The organism is Clostridium sp., from assembly GCF_017888565.1.
Taxonomy (GTDB): Bacteria; Bacillota; Clostridia; order Clostridiales; family Clostridiaceae; genus Clostridium.
In genome coordinates this window covers 1-16,349 of the sequence record NZ_JAGHFX010000011.1, presented here as the reverse complement: position 1 = coordinate 16,349, position 16,349 = coordinate 1, and the positions used below count along the sequence as shown (strand labels likewise).

The window sequence follows — 16,349 nt, the reverse complement described above, 5'->3', positions numbered from 1 at the left end:
TACCCCCAACCACTTCTCCATTTGTAGCAAACATAAGACCACCTTGATCCATTTCTACACCATAGCCGTTTAGAACATTAATTATCTTACCTATTATTTGCATTGTAAGACCATCATAAGATAAATTCCCATTAGCATAGTCAAAAGTACCATTATCTAAATTTATCCACGAAACACCATTTCTACTCATTAAGATACCTGCAATAATGCAATCTGCCATAAACCCTTGTCCTGTTCCAAATGTCCTAAAATCCCACTCTTGGGTACCAGGCTTAAATTTACTTGCTATTTCAAATCCCATAGTACCTAAAACCATACACCCAAAAGTTGGACTATTTTCTACTCTATCTTCAAAAATAATAGCTCTCACATCTTGAGGTTGAGCTATATCCCTGAGCGCCTTAAATTGAGTTTGAATAGCATTAATTACACCTTGTATTTCATTTGCTTTTACTGAACCATTATCATTTGTTATTTTCTTTACTATAGATAATACATCTGCTTGATCTTTAAAGAAGTTACTTACTTCATTTCCTAATTCTATAGATATATATTCTCCGGTTATTTTATCTTCTTCAAAATCTACAACTCTAGCTTTAACATCTATATCTAAATGAGGTATATAACAAGTTACTGTATCACCTTTTTTTACATCTACAAGCATTTCTAAGCCTTCATATGCAGTAGTATTTGCTATATTAATCATATCAATTTTATAATTTACTGTAGGCTTATCTATTCCGCCCTCATATAACTTATTACATCTTCTTATTAATTCAGCTCTAGCCTCTTCAATATTATTAAATCCTTCTTCATCATTCGAATTTTCTTTTACTTTAACATCAGAAAACTCTATAACTCTCATTTTAATTTGAGTATATTTATTGATTAACGGACTATCTACCCATGGAAAATTCCCCTCTAGCATTATTCCATTAAACCCTACTGGAATTATTCTGGTAACTACATTTTCTATATTTATATCTTCTTCAATTTCATTAAGATTATATCCAAATTCAACTCTTACTCCATTATCAGAGCCTATTCTATCATTAATGTATATATCATAGTTTTCACAGTAGAATTCACCACCCCAACGATTAATAAAGGAATTGTCCATATCTCCTATTAACGCTTCTACAATGTTTTTTCTAATATAATAAGAAGTGCTTAGAGTTGTTAAATTGCTATGACCTGTAAATCCTGTTCCTGCTAAAATTATATTTATAGCTTCTTGTCCTAGCTTATTAGTAGGTCTTACATCTAGTAGTACTTTATCTACTAAGTCATAAAAAATAGGTCTTGCATAAGCTATTACTTTATACAAAGACCTAACAACATTATAAATTCTATACAGTATTTTCTTTTCATTTTCTTCTATTGCTATTACATTTTCATACTCAATATACTTCCATCTGCCTTCTTCATCTTGAAAGTGCTCTAATGTTATTAAATTTTCACTATCCTTATAAATACAAGATATAGGATCTAATGTTATATCTCCATTTTTATTATAATTGGTATTACTTTTAACATATATTTCAATTGTATTCATTATAAGCACCCCCAATTAGGCAAAATATAAATTTTAAATCCGTTTGTCCAACTAAATGTATTATTACCCTCTTGCAAATACATATCCGCATATTTACCTTCTAAAGCCACATTATTTATTATTCCTTTCCTATAACATAATCCTTTATCAGTATCTATTATTAATTCTTGGCCAACATTAGCTTTAATAGTCTTATTATTAATATTCATGGTTAAATAACCTTCACCAACTATGCGATAAATAGGCTTTGCAACTAAATAATCATTATATAAAGCTTGTGGTAACTCTCTTTCATTCTCTTCTATATAAGTTAAAGGATCACAAATAAATGTAACATTAAATCTCCCTACTTTCTTCATTACTCTTTCAGGAGTTTCTATCGTAACTTTATTAACTCTATAAAATACTTCTAAATCATCACTAAATTTTAATTTGTTATTTACTTTACTTAATAGCCATTGTTTTATTTTCCTAAAGTCTTTATCCCAGGAATATTTAGACATAAAATTAAAAGATACAGTTATCTCTATATCTCCATATCCTTTTTCTCTATAAAGAGTTTTTCCTCCTGGTACTTTTACCTCTTCATATTCCATAACTGGAGCAGGCTTAGAAGGTCTATTTATTACTAATAAATTAACATCTAAATTAGTACTATCATTATAAACAATAAAATAATTAGACAAATGCTAGCCCTCCTTTTCCCCTTCTATAATTATTAGTTCCTTTAGTAATTTTTTTAATTACTTTTTTAGTAGTTTTTTCACTTATAACCTCACCATCTAATTCAGTTATATTGGTTAGATAAATAACTGTATCTCCATCTGTACTATTATCAACTATCCCCTTAATATTTCTATACATTTCACTTAATGGTACTATTGCTTCTGCATTAGATCCTTGACCATTAAATGCATCTCCAACACCAACTCCACCTAATACAGTTGGAGACTTAAATATAGCTCCTTTATAATACCAATCAACTGACACCTTAGGTATTGAAGGAGGGACTAAACTAAACTTACCTGTTATACTGAAATGAGGTAACTTAAACATTGACCTTATTCCATCCCAAATTCCTTTTATAGAATTAACCACACTTTGAAATGGTGATATTATACCATTCCATGCATTTTTAATTCCTAAAACAACATTATTCCATACTGAAGATATTGTATTTGTCAATCCACTCCATATTGATGATATTGAATCTCCTATTGAAGAAAATATATTTTTAAATCCTTCCCAAACTGCCTTTATAGAATTAACTATACTATCCCATATACTTTTAAAGAAATTACATATACTAGTCCATATACTTTTAATTCCTTCTACTGCTAAATTCCATGTATCAACAAATGCTTGCCATATTATTTTTAAAACCTCTATTGTAACATTCCAGGCTATTTTTAATGATTCAAACATTTCCATTACTAAGTTTCTAAACCACTCACATTTATTCCAAAGTAAAACTATAGCAGCAATTAATGCTGTTATACCTATTATTATTAGTGTTATAGGATTTAAACTCATAATAAAATTTAATGTAGCTTGTGCTGCACTCATAGCAGTAGTTGCTATTGCACTTGCAATTGTAGCTGTCTTATGAGCTATAAATTTAGTTGCACTAATACCAGCTTGTATTGCACTTTTTGTGAATTGTAAACTTGCTTTTCCTAAATTCAAAGCTAAGTTCCCTACTGCTTTAGCTCCATTAACAGTTGCATTAACCATATTTTTACCTACTTTTGTCGTAAAATTTCCTACAGCTTTTGCACTATTAATTGTACTAGTACCAAATTTTTTAACTACATTTAAAGCCTTTTCTCCAAAACTTTTTAAATCTCTATATGCTTTAACTCCACTTCTTAACATTGCTGTAAACTTACTAAATGCTCCTAATGCTAAGTTTATGGTGACTATACTACCACCTATTGTAGCAATAGTTTTTAATTGCTCTGAACTCAAACTACTTAATACCTTAGTTACTTTACTTAATCCATTAGCAACCATTTCTGTAACTGGAGCTAAGGTATCTCCCATATTGATAGCACTATTTTTCACTTCATTAAATGATACTCTTAATTTATTGCCATTAGTATCGCTTATCGTATTAAATGCTTTGTCTGTTGCTCCTGCTACATTACCCATTTCAGATAATACTTTATTGAAAGCATTTCCTGAATCAGTTACTAATATCATAGCAGCCTTTGCTGCTTCACTACTACCAAACATATCTGCAAGAGATTTCCCATTAGCTTTTGCATTTTCATCAAGTATATTTAATATATCTCCAACTGATTTACCACTAGCTATTAACTCTTGAAAACTCTTTCCTGTTAAATTTTTAATTGAATCACTAACTTTTGTTCCACTTTTTGAAAGTTCATTTAACATTGAGTTCATATATGTTGTTGACTCTGCTGATTTTATACCCTTACTTGTCATAAGTGCATATCCTGTTGCTACCTGTTCTAAATTAACACTAGTTGACTTTGCTGTTGGAATTAATTTACCCATATCAGCTGATAATTCACCAACAGTTACCTTACCTACATTTTGTGTATTTATTAATATATCCGATACTTTATTTACCTCACTTGCTTCCAATTCATAAGAGTTCATTATAGTTGTAAGTAAATCTAGGGATTGTCCTGCTTCTGCAAATCCAGCTTTAGCTAATTTTGTTGATTCTGTCACAAAATTAACTGCATCCCCTGTGCTTTGTCCAGCTGAAATTGCATCATAAACATTATTAGCAATTTCATTTGCTGAAATTCCAGTTTGATTAGATAAATCTAGTATTGCTTTTTTCATATCATCATAACTAACTATAGTTTCATCTGCTATAGTCATAACTTTTGCCATACTATCTTCAAAAGTTATACTTGCAGTTGTACTTGCTATTCCTGTTCCAACTATAGCTGTGCTTACTGGCTTTAATTTATCGCTCATTTTCCCACTAGCTTGAGATACTTTGTCGAATCCTTTTTCTAATTTCTCTAATTTCAAATTAGATATTTGTTTATCTATATCCTCAAGAGCCTTTTTATTCTTTAATATAGATTTTTCTGTATTATTCATCTTAGTAGTTGCTACAACTAATTTATTATTACAACTTTCAATTTCTAGTTCACTTTTAGCATATTCTTCTTCTAATTTTCTTAATTCTTCTGAAAGTTTTTTTGTTTCTTCACTATTCTTTCCTGTAATTTTAATACTGTCTTCCTTTTTCTTAGTAACCTCATCTATTTTCTGACTTAATTCTAATTGTTTGTTTTTTTCCTTTTCAATTTCTGAATTAATACCAACTATCCTATCTTTATATATACCTATAATTTGATTTTGAGCTTGAATTTTAGCTGTTAATTCTTTCTGTATTGATGATAGCTTTTCTTGAGCATTACCAAATAACTTTGCTTTCTCTGTAGCAACTCCACACTCTGAACTAACAAGCTTTAATTGCCTTGTTACTTCCCTCATTTGATTTTGAAAATCACTACTTGAAGCACCAATTTTAATATTTGCTCCTGACATTTATCCACCCCCTATACATCAAACTCCCGGCTATTGTCAATTTCTATAGGGTTTCTAACCATATCAAACTCTAAATAATCTATATAATCAACAATATCCATATCCATACACTCTTTATAGCTCATTTTATGAACTCTTATTGCATATCTTATTATCCAAAAGAAAATATCTACCCACTTATTACTATCCTGCTCTAATTCCTCATATCCATTTTCTTTATCATAATCATCAAAGGCGGAAGTTTCCTTTTCTCCACTTCCGCCTTTTATTTTTTTATTAACTTTTCCATCTTTTTCATTGTCTTATTTCCAATTTCTTCACCAAGTTTCACAAAAGTTGGATAGATTTCATCAAGATCCATTCCATCTAAAAGTTCATCAACAGAAAATTTATCTCCGAACATTTCACAAATATATTCACACATTAAATCGTAATGTTCTTGAGTAAAAATCTCCTCTTCATCTGCTTTGCTCATCACATCTTGAATTTCAAGCGTTCTTTTTAAAGCTCTACCTCTCATTCTAATAGTAGAAAACTCTTTTATTTCAACTTCACCATTATTGATTATTTCTAATTTTATTTTCATGTTTCACCTACCCATAAAATTTAATAAATAGAAAAGAGTAAGAAATTAATCCTACTCTTTAGATTCTTGCTTTACCTACTTTAGCTTTTCCAACCCTAGCATCTTCTAGGGCTTGACTAGGGTGTACTATATTCTTGAACTTTTGCAAACCAATCAGCTATTGCTTCAGCTGCACTAGTATCTTCTTCGACTAAATTACTTTCATCTACTTGAATTGCATATAGATTTCTCTTTTTGCTATCAATAGTATCCTCTTTTTGTCTTGCATAAAAACTTCCCTTTAAACTTGCTGTTTGTGTTTTAACTTTATCTTCTTGTGTTTCATAATTCATTTCAGGTCTTTCAAGCTTTCCACAGTAATACCATGTAAATTCATACTTTCCATTTCTCTTTTTAGCTCTCCAGCCAATAGCAATTTCTTTTGCTCCATCACCTGCAGCTTTTAATAAAAATCCATTCTTATATAAATTTTCAAATAGTATTGCATAATCTTGTGGGGCTAATGTATTTACTGAAAAATCTATTTCAGTCCCTTCATATTGCTCGACTATTTCTTCCACATTATCATCACTATATACCTTTTCTTGTGTAAATTTATCACTTACCTTTGCACTTAATGCTCTTGCAAGTTTAACTGGTGTGCCTGTTGTATATATTGTTCCATTATTAACTGTTACTTCTGCAATATGAATGTCTTTTAAACCACAAATTCTACTTCTTACTATAGTTTCTACTCCTGGCATCTAATTTACCTCCTCTAAATAATTAAATCTTAATGCTTTATGATGTATCTTAGTATCTGGCTCAATAAAGTCTTGTCCATCAATATATCCAAAGTCATTTAATAACATTAACTTTTTTACTTCATTTTTTAACTTCCACTCATCTTTTAAGCTCCAAATATCAACTTGAATAGTATGAACAATATCTTCTTCTTCATCATCAGAAATATTATTACTTCTATCACTTAACTCACAAAAAGTAATGTGAGTATCATTTATATTTTTGTCATACCAACCTTGTACTACTGTAATTCCTCTAGATGAGATACTTTCTAAAGCTTTTGCTATAATTTCTATAATATCCATCTACTCACCTACTTCAATTTTGAAATTAGATTTTCATACTCACTTTTTGCTACTTCACTAAAATACTTTGTCAACTCTTGTTTCGTGCTCTCCATATATGCAAAAGGTTTTATTTTTGATGTTCCCCATTCAGTAAATTTAGTATAAAAATAGGGTGAGTTATCTGATTTGTCCCACCCTACCGTTATACTTTGATAACCATTTTTCTTTTTTACCCCACTTAATGGTATATTATCAGCTGAATGCTTACCTGTTCTACTTCCTTTCCTACCTGATAACATAGGATCATTACTTTTAGGCATTTTAGTTCTAGCGGTCTCTTTTGCTTTTTTAGCACACTTTTTTAATATTTTTGCATTAGCCTTTTCGATTTCTAATTCACTAGCAACTTTTTCAACTTCTTTAATAGTTTCATCTAAACCTTCAAATTTTATAATCATATTAGACCACCATTTTAGCCTTTATATAAACATACTCCTTTGAATTGCCTTTAAAATCAACTTGATATACTTGATATTCAGTATTATCAAACACTACAATAAATTTATTTTTATCTGTAGCCCTCATATCTTTTACTTTTTTGCAATATCTAACTTTAAAAACTAATACATTTTCATGCTTTGTATTTTGAGCTTCATAAAGTTCTTTACCATATAGCTCCATTGGAGTACACCAACAACTATAGTAATCTTGAAATGACTCTTCCCATCTTCCAATTACTACATCTTTTATCTTCTTTTTAATACTAATTCTACTATCCACTTACTCTACCTCACTATAATTACTTAATTTATCTAATATAGTGGTAACAATAATATCCTTTTTAGTATTATTAGCTATTTCAGTACCCCTTTTCTCATACATATCATATGTAAGTTTCTTCTGAAGTAAATTAAATAACTTCATAGCTTTTTCATCACTCTTATATCCAGTACCAACACATGAATTAATGTACTCTTCGCTTACTACAAGTAATTCAGATAAAATATCATCATCATCTTCATAGTCAATTTTTAAATATTTTTTTACTTCTTCTAAGGTCATATAATCACTCCTTAAGAAGCAAAAGAGAGTGAAAGACTCTCTATGCTTCATTCATATATCCCTTTGCTTTTAAATCTGCTATTAAATTATTAACTACAGTTGCTATATCTTGAGTAGTAGCTGATTCTGCTGTTAAGGCATCTATTTTATTAAGCTTTTGAATAACTGCATCTGCACCCTTTGGTCCTGGATCTCCTTTTTCACCTTTCTCTCCTGGATCTCCTTTAGGTCCAGGAGTTAATTCAATATTAGAAATCCCTTCCTCAATGTGATTTAACTTTTCTTTAGTTATTACTTCATCATCTGTCCATGTATGTTTTTCATATGATGCCATACTATTCACTCCTTCCAACATTCGCTTTTCCTACTTTTGCCTTTCCAACCCTAGCTTCTTCTAGGGATTGATTAGGGTGTAACTTCAAATTCTATTTTCTTTATAGATCTAGTTGCTCCTTTTATAACATCAAATCTTTCTATAGCTCTTAAACAGTCTTGATTTTTGTTAAATAAGAATTCAGTAGATTTTGTAATCTCTACATCTTTTCTATCAAAGAACTTACAAGCTTCTTTCACATTAGCTACATAATAAATTAACTTTCCATGAGAAGCTGTTACTACTGTATCTGAAAGTTCTACTATAGGTTTATTATTAAACATAGCTACTCCATCTACATAAGTAATTAAGTTTAATTTTCTACCTAAAGTATCTTTCTTATTCTTTAAATAAACAAATCCTGCTGTATTAGTTATAGTAATAGCACCTGCTCTAGCAGATGGAACCAAAGAGTCAATTGCTTTTTCTACATCATCATAATCTGTAGCTCCTTCTACTTCTGTAGCTCCACTTTTTATAATTTCTAAGATTTCTTCATTCTCTATTGCTATAGCACCTTCTGCAAAGTCTGGCATTAAAATATTCTCTATAATTCCAACAACCTCATCATCTCTTAGACTTCTTTCAATAGGAACAAATTTACCATAATCCTCTACATCATAATTAAGTTGAGTTGTACTTACAGCTCCTTGATCTATAGGTGTATCACTTGATAATTTTGCAAGCTTATTTTGTCCTAAATTAGCTACTGGCATTTTCCCTGTCTTCTCTTTAACTGGAATAACATGTGCATATTTTTTTAATGATGGATATCCATCTCTTAACAACATTAAATCATTAACATATCCTTCTGGTAATAATGCTCCATTTCCGGCTACTGTAACTAACCCCCTCTCTTCATCTGTCATTTGCATATTAAGTAAATGTTTCCCTAATGCTCTTAACTCGTCTTCTCTTGTATACTTTCTTGTTTCATCTCCTGTAGCAGATGGTATTTGAACACCTCTAACTTGTAAATCTCTTAATTCTCCTTCTTCAATAGCTAGAGCAGTTTCTAAGTCTTCTTCTAATCCTCTAACTTCTTCTGTTAATGCTCTTGCTGCAGTCATATCTCCTGCATCCATTTTTGCTCTTGCCTCTGTTCTTTTATCTTTAATTTTTTTCATTATCTCTTTAGATTTCATTTTATTACCTCTTCTTTCTTATTTTTTTACATAGATTAAAGCCCTAGCTCAATCACTAAGACTTCTCTTTCTTTTGCTAAATTTCTTTCCCGCTCTGCTTCCTCTTTAGCTCTCTTATACGTAGTGGCACTTGATTGCGAGTATGCAGGAAATGTAACTAAACTTACATCTATTATTTTTTTAATCTTTTTTATTGTTCTTAGGTCATATCCTCTAATACCATCATCCCAATCCCATTTTTGAGCTTCTTTATCACCCCAGTCTATTCTAAATCTAAAGCTACACTTATCAATTACTCCATTCTTAATATTCTCTATTAAGTCCCTTGAGTAACTTGTATCTGTTGGTATAGCTTCAAAGAATAAACCTTGTGAATCTACAGTTAATTTTAAACTTCCAGTTCCTTCTTGCTTATTATTTCTAGCCAATACCTTATCTTCACTATGATTGAAAGTAAGAATAACATCGCTAAGATCTGTATCATCTAATGCTCCTAAATCTATAACTTCCCTATAACCTAAATCCTCTGACATACTATTAAATCTTAAAGCATACCCTTGTATTCCTAATTGCTTTTCCTCACCCATTTCTCTTACTTCAAATTGAGATATACAGCTAAAATAATCTCTATTCTTCTCCATCATTATCACCTCCTTTCGCAGTATTATTCTTTTTCTCCTTATTTTTCAGATAACTTACATTACCTTCTAATAAATCTTTTAAAAGAACTTGTCCACTCGGAAGTGTAACTGTTCCCTCATTATCTAACGGAACTCCTAGTAATCCTTTAGCATATTCTAAACTATAGACACCATTTTTAACGTAATCTATGATGATGTTCTTTTGTTTTTCTGCTGTTGTTCTAAGAAGTACACCAAAATTAATATCAAAGAAATATCCTTCATTATATTCCTCAATTCCTACGTACTTATAATTGAATTCTTGCTCTAAGCTCTTAATTTTAATTAATAATGTATCAGTTAAATACCTTAAGTTTTCAGCTTCTATATCTACTTTTCCTGAAACATCTTCACCTATCATAGAAGGAGTTAATCCCCAACAAGAAGCCATCTCTCTTCTACTCATTGAACGAAGCTCTTTAAACTGTGAATCAGCTAATGATAAGTTTAAAGGGCTGACATTATATCCTGCTGGTACTGTGAAAATACGTCCTTCTGCTGAAAACATACTGTTAAACTTCTTTTGAATCTTTTTAAGCTCTTTTTCCTCCTTTATATCACTAGTTAACTGAATTAACGCCTTAGAAGTTAGACCGTTATTAAACAAATCAGCTAATATATCTTGCCCCTTTAAATTTGTTTTCATAGATAACTCCATATACTTTCTAATGGGATTAGCTGTTATTCCATCAGTTGTAATTCCTCCAAAGTACATAATACAATGTGCTTCTGGCACTATCTTTGTTTTATTATTACAAACTATTTCTAAAGCTACCGGAATCCCTTTCATGCTGTCTATTAATCCCGCATCATCTATAAAAAATTGATTTATTCTACAAGGATAAAGTTTTCCAGTCGCTGGGCAAGCATATAAACAACTAACCCCCTCATGCTCTCCAATAGTAACTAAAGCTCTAATCATATTAATAAAATTCATTCCCTCATTCGGTCTTAAAAATTTATCATTATGTCTAAACTCTTTAGCTATCCTATCGCCTTTTCTATCATCATGATACTTAACACTAAAACTTAAACTAGCAATCTTGTTAGCTGTGTAATTAATACATTTAAGATAAGTAGATTCTTTTAAGTACTCCTCACTTGTTAAATTGTTTTTATTTATACCTCTCCAACTGAAGTTTTCAACAGCTTCATTATATGTGTACTCTTTACCTTCATGGTTAAATAAATTTTCTAGGATCACTTTCTCACATCCTTTCTAGTTAGAAGTCTCCTCCTTAAAAGTATTTTGCTTGACTTGTGATGTTTTTGCTTTGTGTACTAGTGCAGCTACTACTATAAATGTTATTCCTAATAATATAAGACCTAAGTTAACATTAATATTAAAAATAGCTTTAAAAATTAGAAAAAAACCTCCTAATATCATTAAATCTGTAATATCAATTTTTTTAATAAATTTCTTAATTTTATTTATTATTTTTTTCATATAATCACTCCCAATTCACATTATCTAATGCATCTATTGCTGTATAGCTATCATCAGGTACTACATACTCTGTATAAGCAAATATTAATACTACAACCATATCTATACGTTGCTTATTTTTATCTTCTTTAATAAGCATTTCATCATCTACCTTACCTTTAGTTGTACTAGCATTAGACATATTCCAATCTAACAATTCATTTTCAACATATCTAATTTTGTAATCATACACTTTTTTCCTAAATTCTTTTGTTGCTGGACTTAGATTACTATAAGTTTGTTTTAACATTACAACATCATAATCTTCTGATAATCTTTCAACTAATTCCTTAGCATTCATAGGATCTGTTACAATGCATCCAATTGTACATTCATATTCCTTTTCTATACTCCTTATATACTCTTCAACTTTTGTATAATTAACAGTCATACCTTTATGAATATCACAATATCCTAATCTTTCATAATTTCTATAGTTTATATGTTTTTCTCTTCTATTAGGCAAACTATCTTCAGGTAAAAAACCATAAGATTTACAATAAATTATATTTTCATCCTCAAATTCAATTCCTACTGCGGTTAAATCTGTAGTTACAGACATATCAAGTCCTAAAGTTACTGTTTTTCCTTTGATTTTCTCCCTAAATTCTTCATCACTTATTTTACATTTCTTCCAATAGTCAATATCTAAATATTTATTTAACTCATTAGACTTTAAGAATATATTCAAATTTTTAGTTAAAAACTCTTCTTGCTCACTTGTTTTAATTTTAGCCATTTCTCTATCTTCTTTAATTTCTTTATAATTCTCTTCAATTCTAAGTGGATTCGCTTTATATAATCCCTCATCTGTCCAAGCCTCTTCTTTAGTTGCATAGTAAAGAAGTACAAATAATCTATGATTAGTTGTTGTCCCATTTAAAACAGCTCTATCATACTCCAATTCTTCAAGCATAACTGAATCACTTTCAGCATAAGCCGTAGTTAATTTTAACATCAATGGGTTTTTAACACTTAATTGTCCTTTTCTCATAGCTTGTATATTATCATTGCTAGTAAAAGCTCCAACTTCATCACAAACTACAGCAGCCGGTCTTATAGCATTATTTTTGTTAGCTTTTGATGTTCTAGGATAATAAAAACTATTTGTAATTAAGCATTTAATAATACCTATTTCACTTTCTGATACAAAGAAATGTCTCTTAATAGCTGGACTTGCACTTATTATCTGTGCCATAGCTTTTCTTATTTCTTTCGCTAAATCTCTATCTATACATATAGAATAGAATTCACTATAATCTTGTTCTGTAAGCATTAATAATAAAAATACTATTGCAGCTATAAAAGTTTTAGCATTTTTTCTAGGAATAAATAATACTACATCCCTATATCTAAACTTATTTTTATCTTCTTTATATCTCCAACCAAAAATTGCACATATAAAAAAGGCTTGAAAATTTTCTAAGCCTTCTAAAACTTGCTTTCCTGCTATAAATCCAGTTGCATAATTAAATAATTTCAATAAATTATTTATCTTTTTTAACTTCTTCTCACTAAAACAAAATTCAAATTCTTCTTCATATTGTCTAAAATAGTAGTCATTCAGAAAAATTTCACATTGTTGTTTAACTTCCTCTGTGGTTAATTCATTTTCTAATAGAACATCTTCACAATATTTTAAAGCTTTGGCTAATAATATTATCCCCCTAATATTAGCCATCATCATCATCCCTTAAAGCTTTTATCAATGGATCTTCTTCTTTTTCTTTAGCTTGTAATGCTAAACTTCCTATTTTAGCTCTAGCTTGTGGACTTAAACTTAACTCATTACAACACCTAAAGAAATCCTTTGTGTATTTATCTTTACTGCTCATTAAAGTTTTATCCCACAGATTTGTTATATCTTCATTTATTTGTTTTTCTATTTCTGTCAATCTTGAAATTGCTATGCTACAAGTAGCTAATACATAAATGTCTAAATTACTTAATATTCCACTAGCCTTTAATTCATCTACTATATATTTAAATATCTTCTTTTGATCTTTATTTAAATATTTAGGAGGTTTAATTTTATCAGCTAGACCTTTCAATTTCTCCTCTTGTTTTTTTCTAGCTTCAATTTCTTCTTTAGTATTATGCCTACTTTGTGTTTCAATTGGTTTGCAAGGTCTTGCCATAAAATCCTCCTTTCATAAAAAAATTTTCATTTTGGGAATTTTATATGACTGGTTGGGCATATCGGACTATTTATGTTCATTTAGAAACTTCAAGCACTCCCCCGGTATTTATAAATATTCCTCTTCATATTTATCTTTTATTTTATATAACTCTTTTTTCTTTATTTCTGTATAATTTTTATGTAATTTATTATGACAGCTATGGCATAATGGTAAAAGATTATCCTCTTCTAATCTCTTAGAGAAGTCTTCTTTAAGTTCTATTATGTGATGCACTACATCTGCAATAGTTGTTATTTTAAATTTAACTAAGCAATATAAACATAATCCATTGTACTTTATTCTTATATATTTACTCATCCTCTTCCAATGAGGACTATCATAAAACTTACTATATTTTATATTTTCCTTATTCTCTCTTACTTTCTTTTTATAATCTCTTGCACTCGCTTTAGTACATTCACACTTACTGTTTTGTAATATCTTCTTACCACATTTCCCACACCTTCTATATACAGGCATTTAAATTTCCTCTCCAAATAGTAAAATGACTAGTAATTAACTACTAACCCTATCCTATTACTTATTTAATATTTCTAATTCAATACATTTAATTAAAAATCTTCCCATTACACTTTCTGTTTCTTTAGCTACATCTTCTCCAGATTCTTCTCTTTTTTCTAATTCTATAGCTTCATCAAGAATATTCGCTAATTCTATAAACGTATCTCTTAATCCAATTAAATCTTTTCCCATTTTATCACTCTCCATATATTTTATTTTTGTCTTAATGCTCCATTTATCCTTTGGTATCTTCTTTCCCTCATACAAGTTTCTAAATCTTCATAAGGTGATAGAGTAAGTTCTATCTCTTCACATTTATTATGATTCTTGCATAAAGGATTATGGAATAAACAAGCACACTTTAAATCTTGTCCTATCCAGTTACTTAGGAATACATATTGTCTTTTCTTTACCTTACCCATATTATCACCTCGCTTTTATATAAAATAAAAAGAACCCTATCCCTAGAGTTCTTTAATCAATTATTCTTTTAATACTTTAGCAAATACAGTTGTTCCTACATCTTTTAATTCATCATATGCTAATTTAAGTAGTGAACTAATCTTAGTATTTTTTTCTGTTCTTTCATATCCGATTTCATTTCCATGGTTTTCTTTCCCGATATTGCTTATATATAATAACCCTTTATCTGTTAAGACTATTCTATCAACCCAAGGCACTCCAAAATTGCCCCTACCATTAAATTTTAATCCACTGATATATCCTTCATTGTCTAATTCCTTTAGTATCCTTATAAATTCTTCTGTTTCTAATTCTAATTCCCTTTGGTTTATTCTTTCATACTCTGTATATTTATCTTTTGTATACTCTTCAAATATACTTAGCAATACATAATCAAAATTTGATATTTCCACACCCTCACCCCCTTTAATTTACAATTCTACATATAATTATAAATTCCTTCAAAAAAGCACCTGTTAAATAGTTATTTTTTATAACTACAACAAGTGCTTTTCTATAAAAGGGTATTGAGAATTTATGAGAGGTTATATGGATAATAACCTTTATCTATTCGACTATGTGCCTGTAGGTGAGGTCTTACCGCCGCCAATAGATTATTTTCTTGCTTCACTCATTTTATACCTTAACCTACGCTAGTATAAAAGTCATAGTTGGCTTATTGAGAAGATATTAGGAATCGAACCTACTTCTATAGCTTAAAAAGCCTATTGTTCTACCATTGAACTATATCTCCACATTACACCTAGCTTTTATACTAGGTGCTATAATTATAGGGGGTCAATCCACAATGAAAAACTTTGTCCAAGCTTTCCACAATATTATTAAACCATACTTCCTATATATAAATTATTCTAGTTTTATTCCAAAATTATTCCACCTATTCCACTCATTTATGCTTTGTATGGCTTGTCTTATCTTTTTATTAACTTGACTTTGGCTTAAATGTACCTCATGTGCTATTTTGTATTCATTATATTTCTTACCATACTTCATTTCTAAAATCATTTTATGTTCTGGACTTAATTGGAATATTACATCTTCTATTTCACTTATATCTCTTTCTATAGTATCTAGTAATTCCTCTTGCTTTTCCCTCTCAAGTTTCTTTTCAGTTACTCTTCTTATCTTCATTTCTGTAACTCTCATTATTTCTCTTTCTGCATAGCTTATTCCACTTCCAGATGTTTGTACTCTTTCTTCAAAGGATGATGACATACTTTCCTCTGGGTCTATATTAAAGTTGCAATCTCTTAAATCTTTTTCTATCTTATTTATTTGTTCATCTAATATTTTAATAGTCTTTTCTATAGACTTTATCTTCTTCTCTTTTTGATAATATCTTTTAACTTTTTCTTCTGTTTCTTTGAACTCCCTTTTATCCATTAAACTCCTCCTCAAACTCTCCATTTACCGCTCTTATTTCTCTTCCATCTATGTTTAATATTAATACTCCATCTATACATTTAAGCTTGTCTTGATCTATTCTAGTGTTAATACATATATGTCCTGCATTGTTCCATCTACAAGATACTTTATTACACATTCTATCCCTCCTATAGAGTGGACCATATAAGATCCACTCATAATATGTTTTATTTCTGTATTGTGTATTAAATTCTTTCACGAATAACAAAATCTAAACCACATTTCTCACATCTACCAGTATATAT

General features: G+C 29.6%; 22 protein-coding genes and 1 tRNA gene. All 23 read right to left on the bottom strand.

Annotation, left to right across the window (positions count from 1 at the left end; genetic code table 11):
• The coding region (locus J7M87_RS02020) for a phage tail spike protein (RefSeq protein ID WP_291648171.1) at positions 1-1,555 on the bottom strand (1,555 nt) is incomplete at its 3' end.
• Positions 1,555-2,241, bottom strand: a complete 687-nt coding sequence (locus J7M87_RS02015; protein ID WP_142419263.1) for a distal tail protein Dit — start codon at positions 2,239-2,241, stop codon at positions 1,555-1,557. The genes J7M87_RS02015 and J7M87_RS02020, both read right to left, overlap by 1 nt.
• Positions 2,234-5,092: a phage tail tape measure protein gene (locus tag J7M87_RS02010; RefSeq protein ID WP_291648169.1), complete on the bottom strand. Its 2,859-nt coding sequence runs from the start codon at positions 5,090-5,092 to the stop codon at positions 2,234-2,236. Before J7M87_RS02010 ends, J7M87_RS02015 begins: the two co-directional genes overlap by 8 nt.
• 265 nt (positions 5,093-5,357) lie before the next feature.
• Positions 5,358-5,678, bottom strand: coding sequence for a hypothetical protein (locus J7M87_RS02005; protein WP_272470392.1), 321 nt, complete (start codon positions 5,676-5,678; stop codon positions 5,358-5,360).
• Between the two features lie 116 nt (positions 5,679-5,794).
• Complete coding sequence (locus J7M87_RS02000; protein ID WP_291648167.1) at positions 5,795-6,421, bottom strand: major tail protein; 627 nt, start codon at positions 6,419-6,421, stop codon at positions 5,795-5,797.
• The gene (locus J7M87_RS01995) at positions 6,422-6,766 is read right to left on the bottom strand and encodes a hypothetical protein (protein ID WP_291648165.1); all 345 of its coding nucleotides are present in this window, start codon (positions 6,764-6,766) and stop codon (positions 6,422-6,424) included. It lies immediately after the preceding gene.
• An 8-nt stretch (positions 6,767-6,774) separates the two neighbouring features.
• Positions 6,775-7,206 carry an HK97-gp10 family putative phage morphogenesis protein gene (locus J7M87_RS01990; protein WP_272470390.1) on the bottom strand — a complete coding sequence of 144 codons (432 nt, stop codon included), beginning with the start codon at positions 7,204-7,206 and terminating at the stop codon, positions 6,775-6,777.
• A 1-nt stretch (position 7,207) separates the two neighbouring features.
• Positions 7,208-7,528, bottom strand: coding sequence for a phage head closure protein (locus J7M87_RS01985; protein ID WP_291648163.1), 321 nt, complete (start codon positions 7,526-7,528; stop codon positions 7,208-7,210).
• Complete coding sequence (locus tag J7M87_RS01980) at positions 7,529-7,810, bottom strand: head-tail connector protein (RefSeq protein WP_142419269.1); 282 nt, start codon at positions 7,808-7,810, stop codon at positions 7,529-7,531.
• Positions 7,811-7,850: 40 nt separating this feature from the next.
• The gene (locus J7M87_RS01975; protein WP_291648158.1) at positions 7,851-8,144 is read right to left on the bottom strand and encodes a collagen-like protein; all 294 of its coding nucleotides are present in this window, start codon (positions 8,142-8,144) and stop codon (positions 7,851-7,853) included.
• 71 nt (positions 8,145-8,215) lie between these two features.
• Positions 8,216-9,328, bottom strand: coding sequence for a phage major capsid protein (locus J7M87_RS01970; protein ID WP_291648156.1), 1,113 nt, complete (start codon positions 9,326-9,328; stop codon positions 8,216-8,218).
• A 35-nt stretch (positions 9,329-9,363) separates the two neighbouring features.
• On the bottom strand, positions 9,364-9,969 hold the full coding sequence (locus J7M87_RS01965; RefSeq protein WP_291648154.1) for an HK97 family phage prohead protease: 606 nt from the start codon (positions 9,967-9,969) through the stop codon (positions 9,364-9,366).
• Positions 9,956-11,212: a phage portal protein gene (locus J7M87_RS01960; protein ID WP_291648152.1), complete on the bottom strand. Its 1,257-nt coding sequence runs from the start codon at positions 11,210-11,212 to the stop codon at positions 9,956-9,958. Before J7M87_RS01960 ends, J7M87_RS01965 begins: the two co-directional genes overlap by 14 nt.
• 15 nt (positions 11,213-11,227) lie before the next feature.
• On the bottom strand, positions 11,228-11,455 hold the full coding sequence (locus J7M87_RS01955; RefSeq protein WP_291648150.1) for a hypothetical protein: 228 nt from the start codon (positions 11,453-11,455) through the stop codon (positions 11,228-11,230).
• 4 nt (positions 11,456-11,459) lie between these two features.
• Positions 11,460-13,157, bottom strand: coding sequence for a terminase TerL endonuclease subunit (locus tag J7M87_RS01950; protein ID WP_291648173.1), 1,698 nt, complete (start codon positions 13,155-13,157; stop codon positions 11,460-11,462).
• 10 nt (positions 13,158-13,167) lie between these two features.
• Complete coding sequence (locus J7M87_RS01945; RefSeq protein ID WP_291648148.1) at positions 13,168-13,632, bottom strand: phage terminase small subunit P27 family; 465 nt, start codon at positions 13,630-13,632, stop codon at positions 13,168-13,170.
• 108 nt (positions 13,633-13,740) lie between these two features.
• The gene (locus J7M87_RS01940) at positions 13,741-14,154 is read right to left on the bottom strand and encodes an HNH endonuclease signature motif containing protein (protein WP_271846176.1); all 414 of its coding nucleotides are present in this window, start codon (positions 14,152-14,154) and stop codon (positions 13,741-13,743) included.
• A gap of 57 nt (positions 14,155-14,211) precedes the next feature.
• On the bottom strand, positions 14,212-14,388 hold the full coding sequence (locus tag J7M87_RS01935; RefSeq protein WP_291648144.1) for a hypothetical protein: 177 nt from the start codon (positions 14,386-14,388) through the stop codon (positions 14,212-14,214).
• Between the two features lie 20 nt (positions 14,389-14,408).
• Positions 14,409-14,618 (bottom strand): hypothetical protein, encoded by a 210-nt coding sequence (locus J7M87_RS01930; RefSeq protein ID WP_216685288.1) that lies wholly within the window; start codon positions 14,616-14,618, stop codon positions 14,409-14,411.
• A gap of 60 nt (positions 14,619-14,678) precedes the next feature.
• Positions 14,679-15,071: a YjcQ family protein gene (locus J7M87_RS01925; protein WP_216685287.1), complete on the bottom strand. Its 393-nt coding sequence runs from the start codon at positions 15,069-15,071 to the stop codon at positions 14,679-14,681.
• 269 nt (positions 15,072-15,340) lie between these two features.
• Positions 15,341-15,412, bottom strand: a tRNA-Lys gene (locus tag J7M87_RS01920).
• Between the two features lie 113 nt (positions 15,413-15,525).
• Positions 15,526-16,062, bottom strand: coding sequence for a hypothetical protein (locus tag J7M87_RS01915; protein WP_291648137.1), 537 nt, complete (start codon positions 16,060-16,062; stop codon positions 15,526-15,528).
• Entirely contained in the window at positions 16,055-16,222 is a 168-nt protein-coding gene (locus J7M87_RS01910) for a hypothetical protein (RefSeq protein ID WP_291648135.1), read from the bottom strand. Before J7M87_RS01910 ends, J7M87_RS01915 begins: the two co-directional genes overlap by 8 nt.
• Positions 16,223-16,349 lie beyond the last annotated feature (127 nt).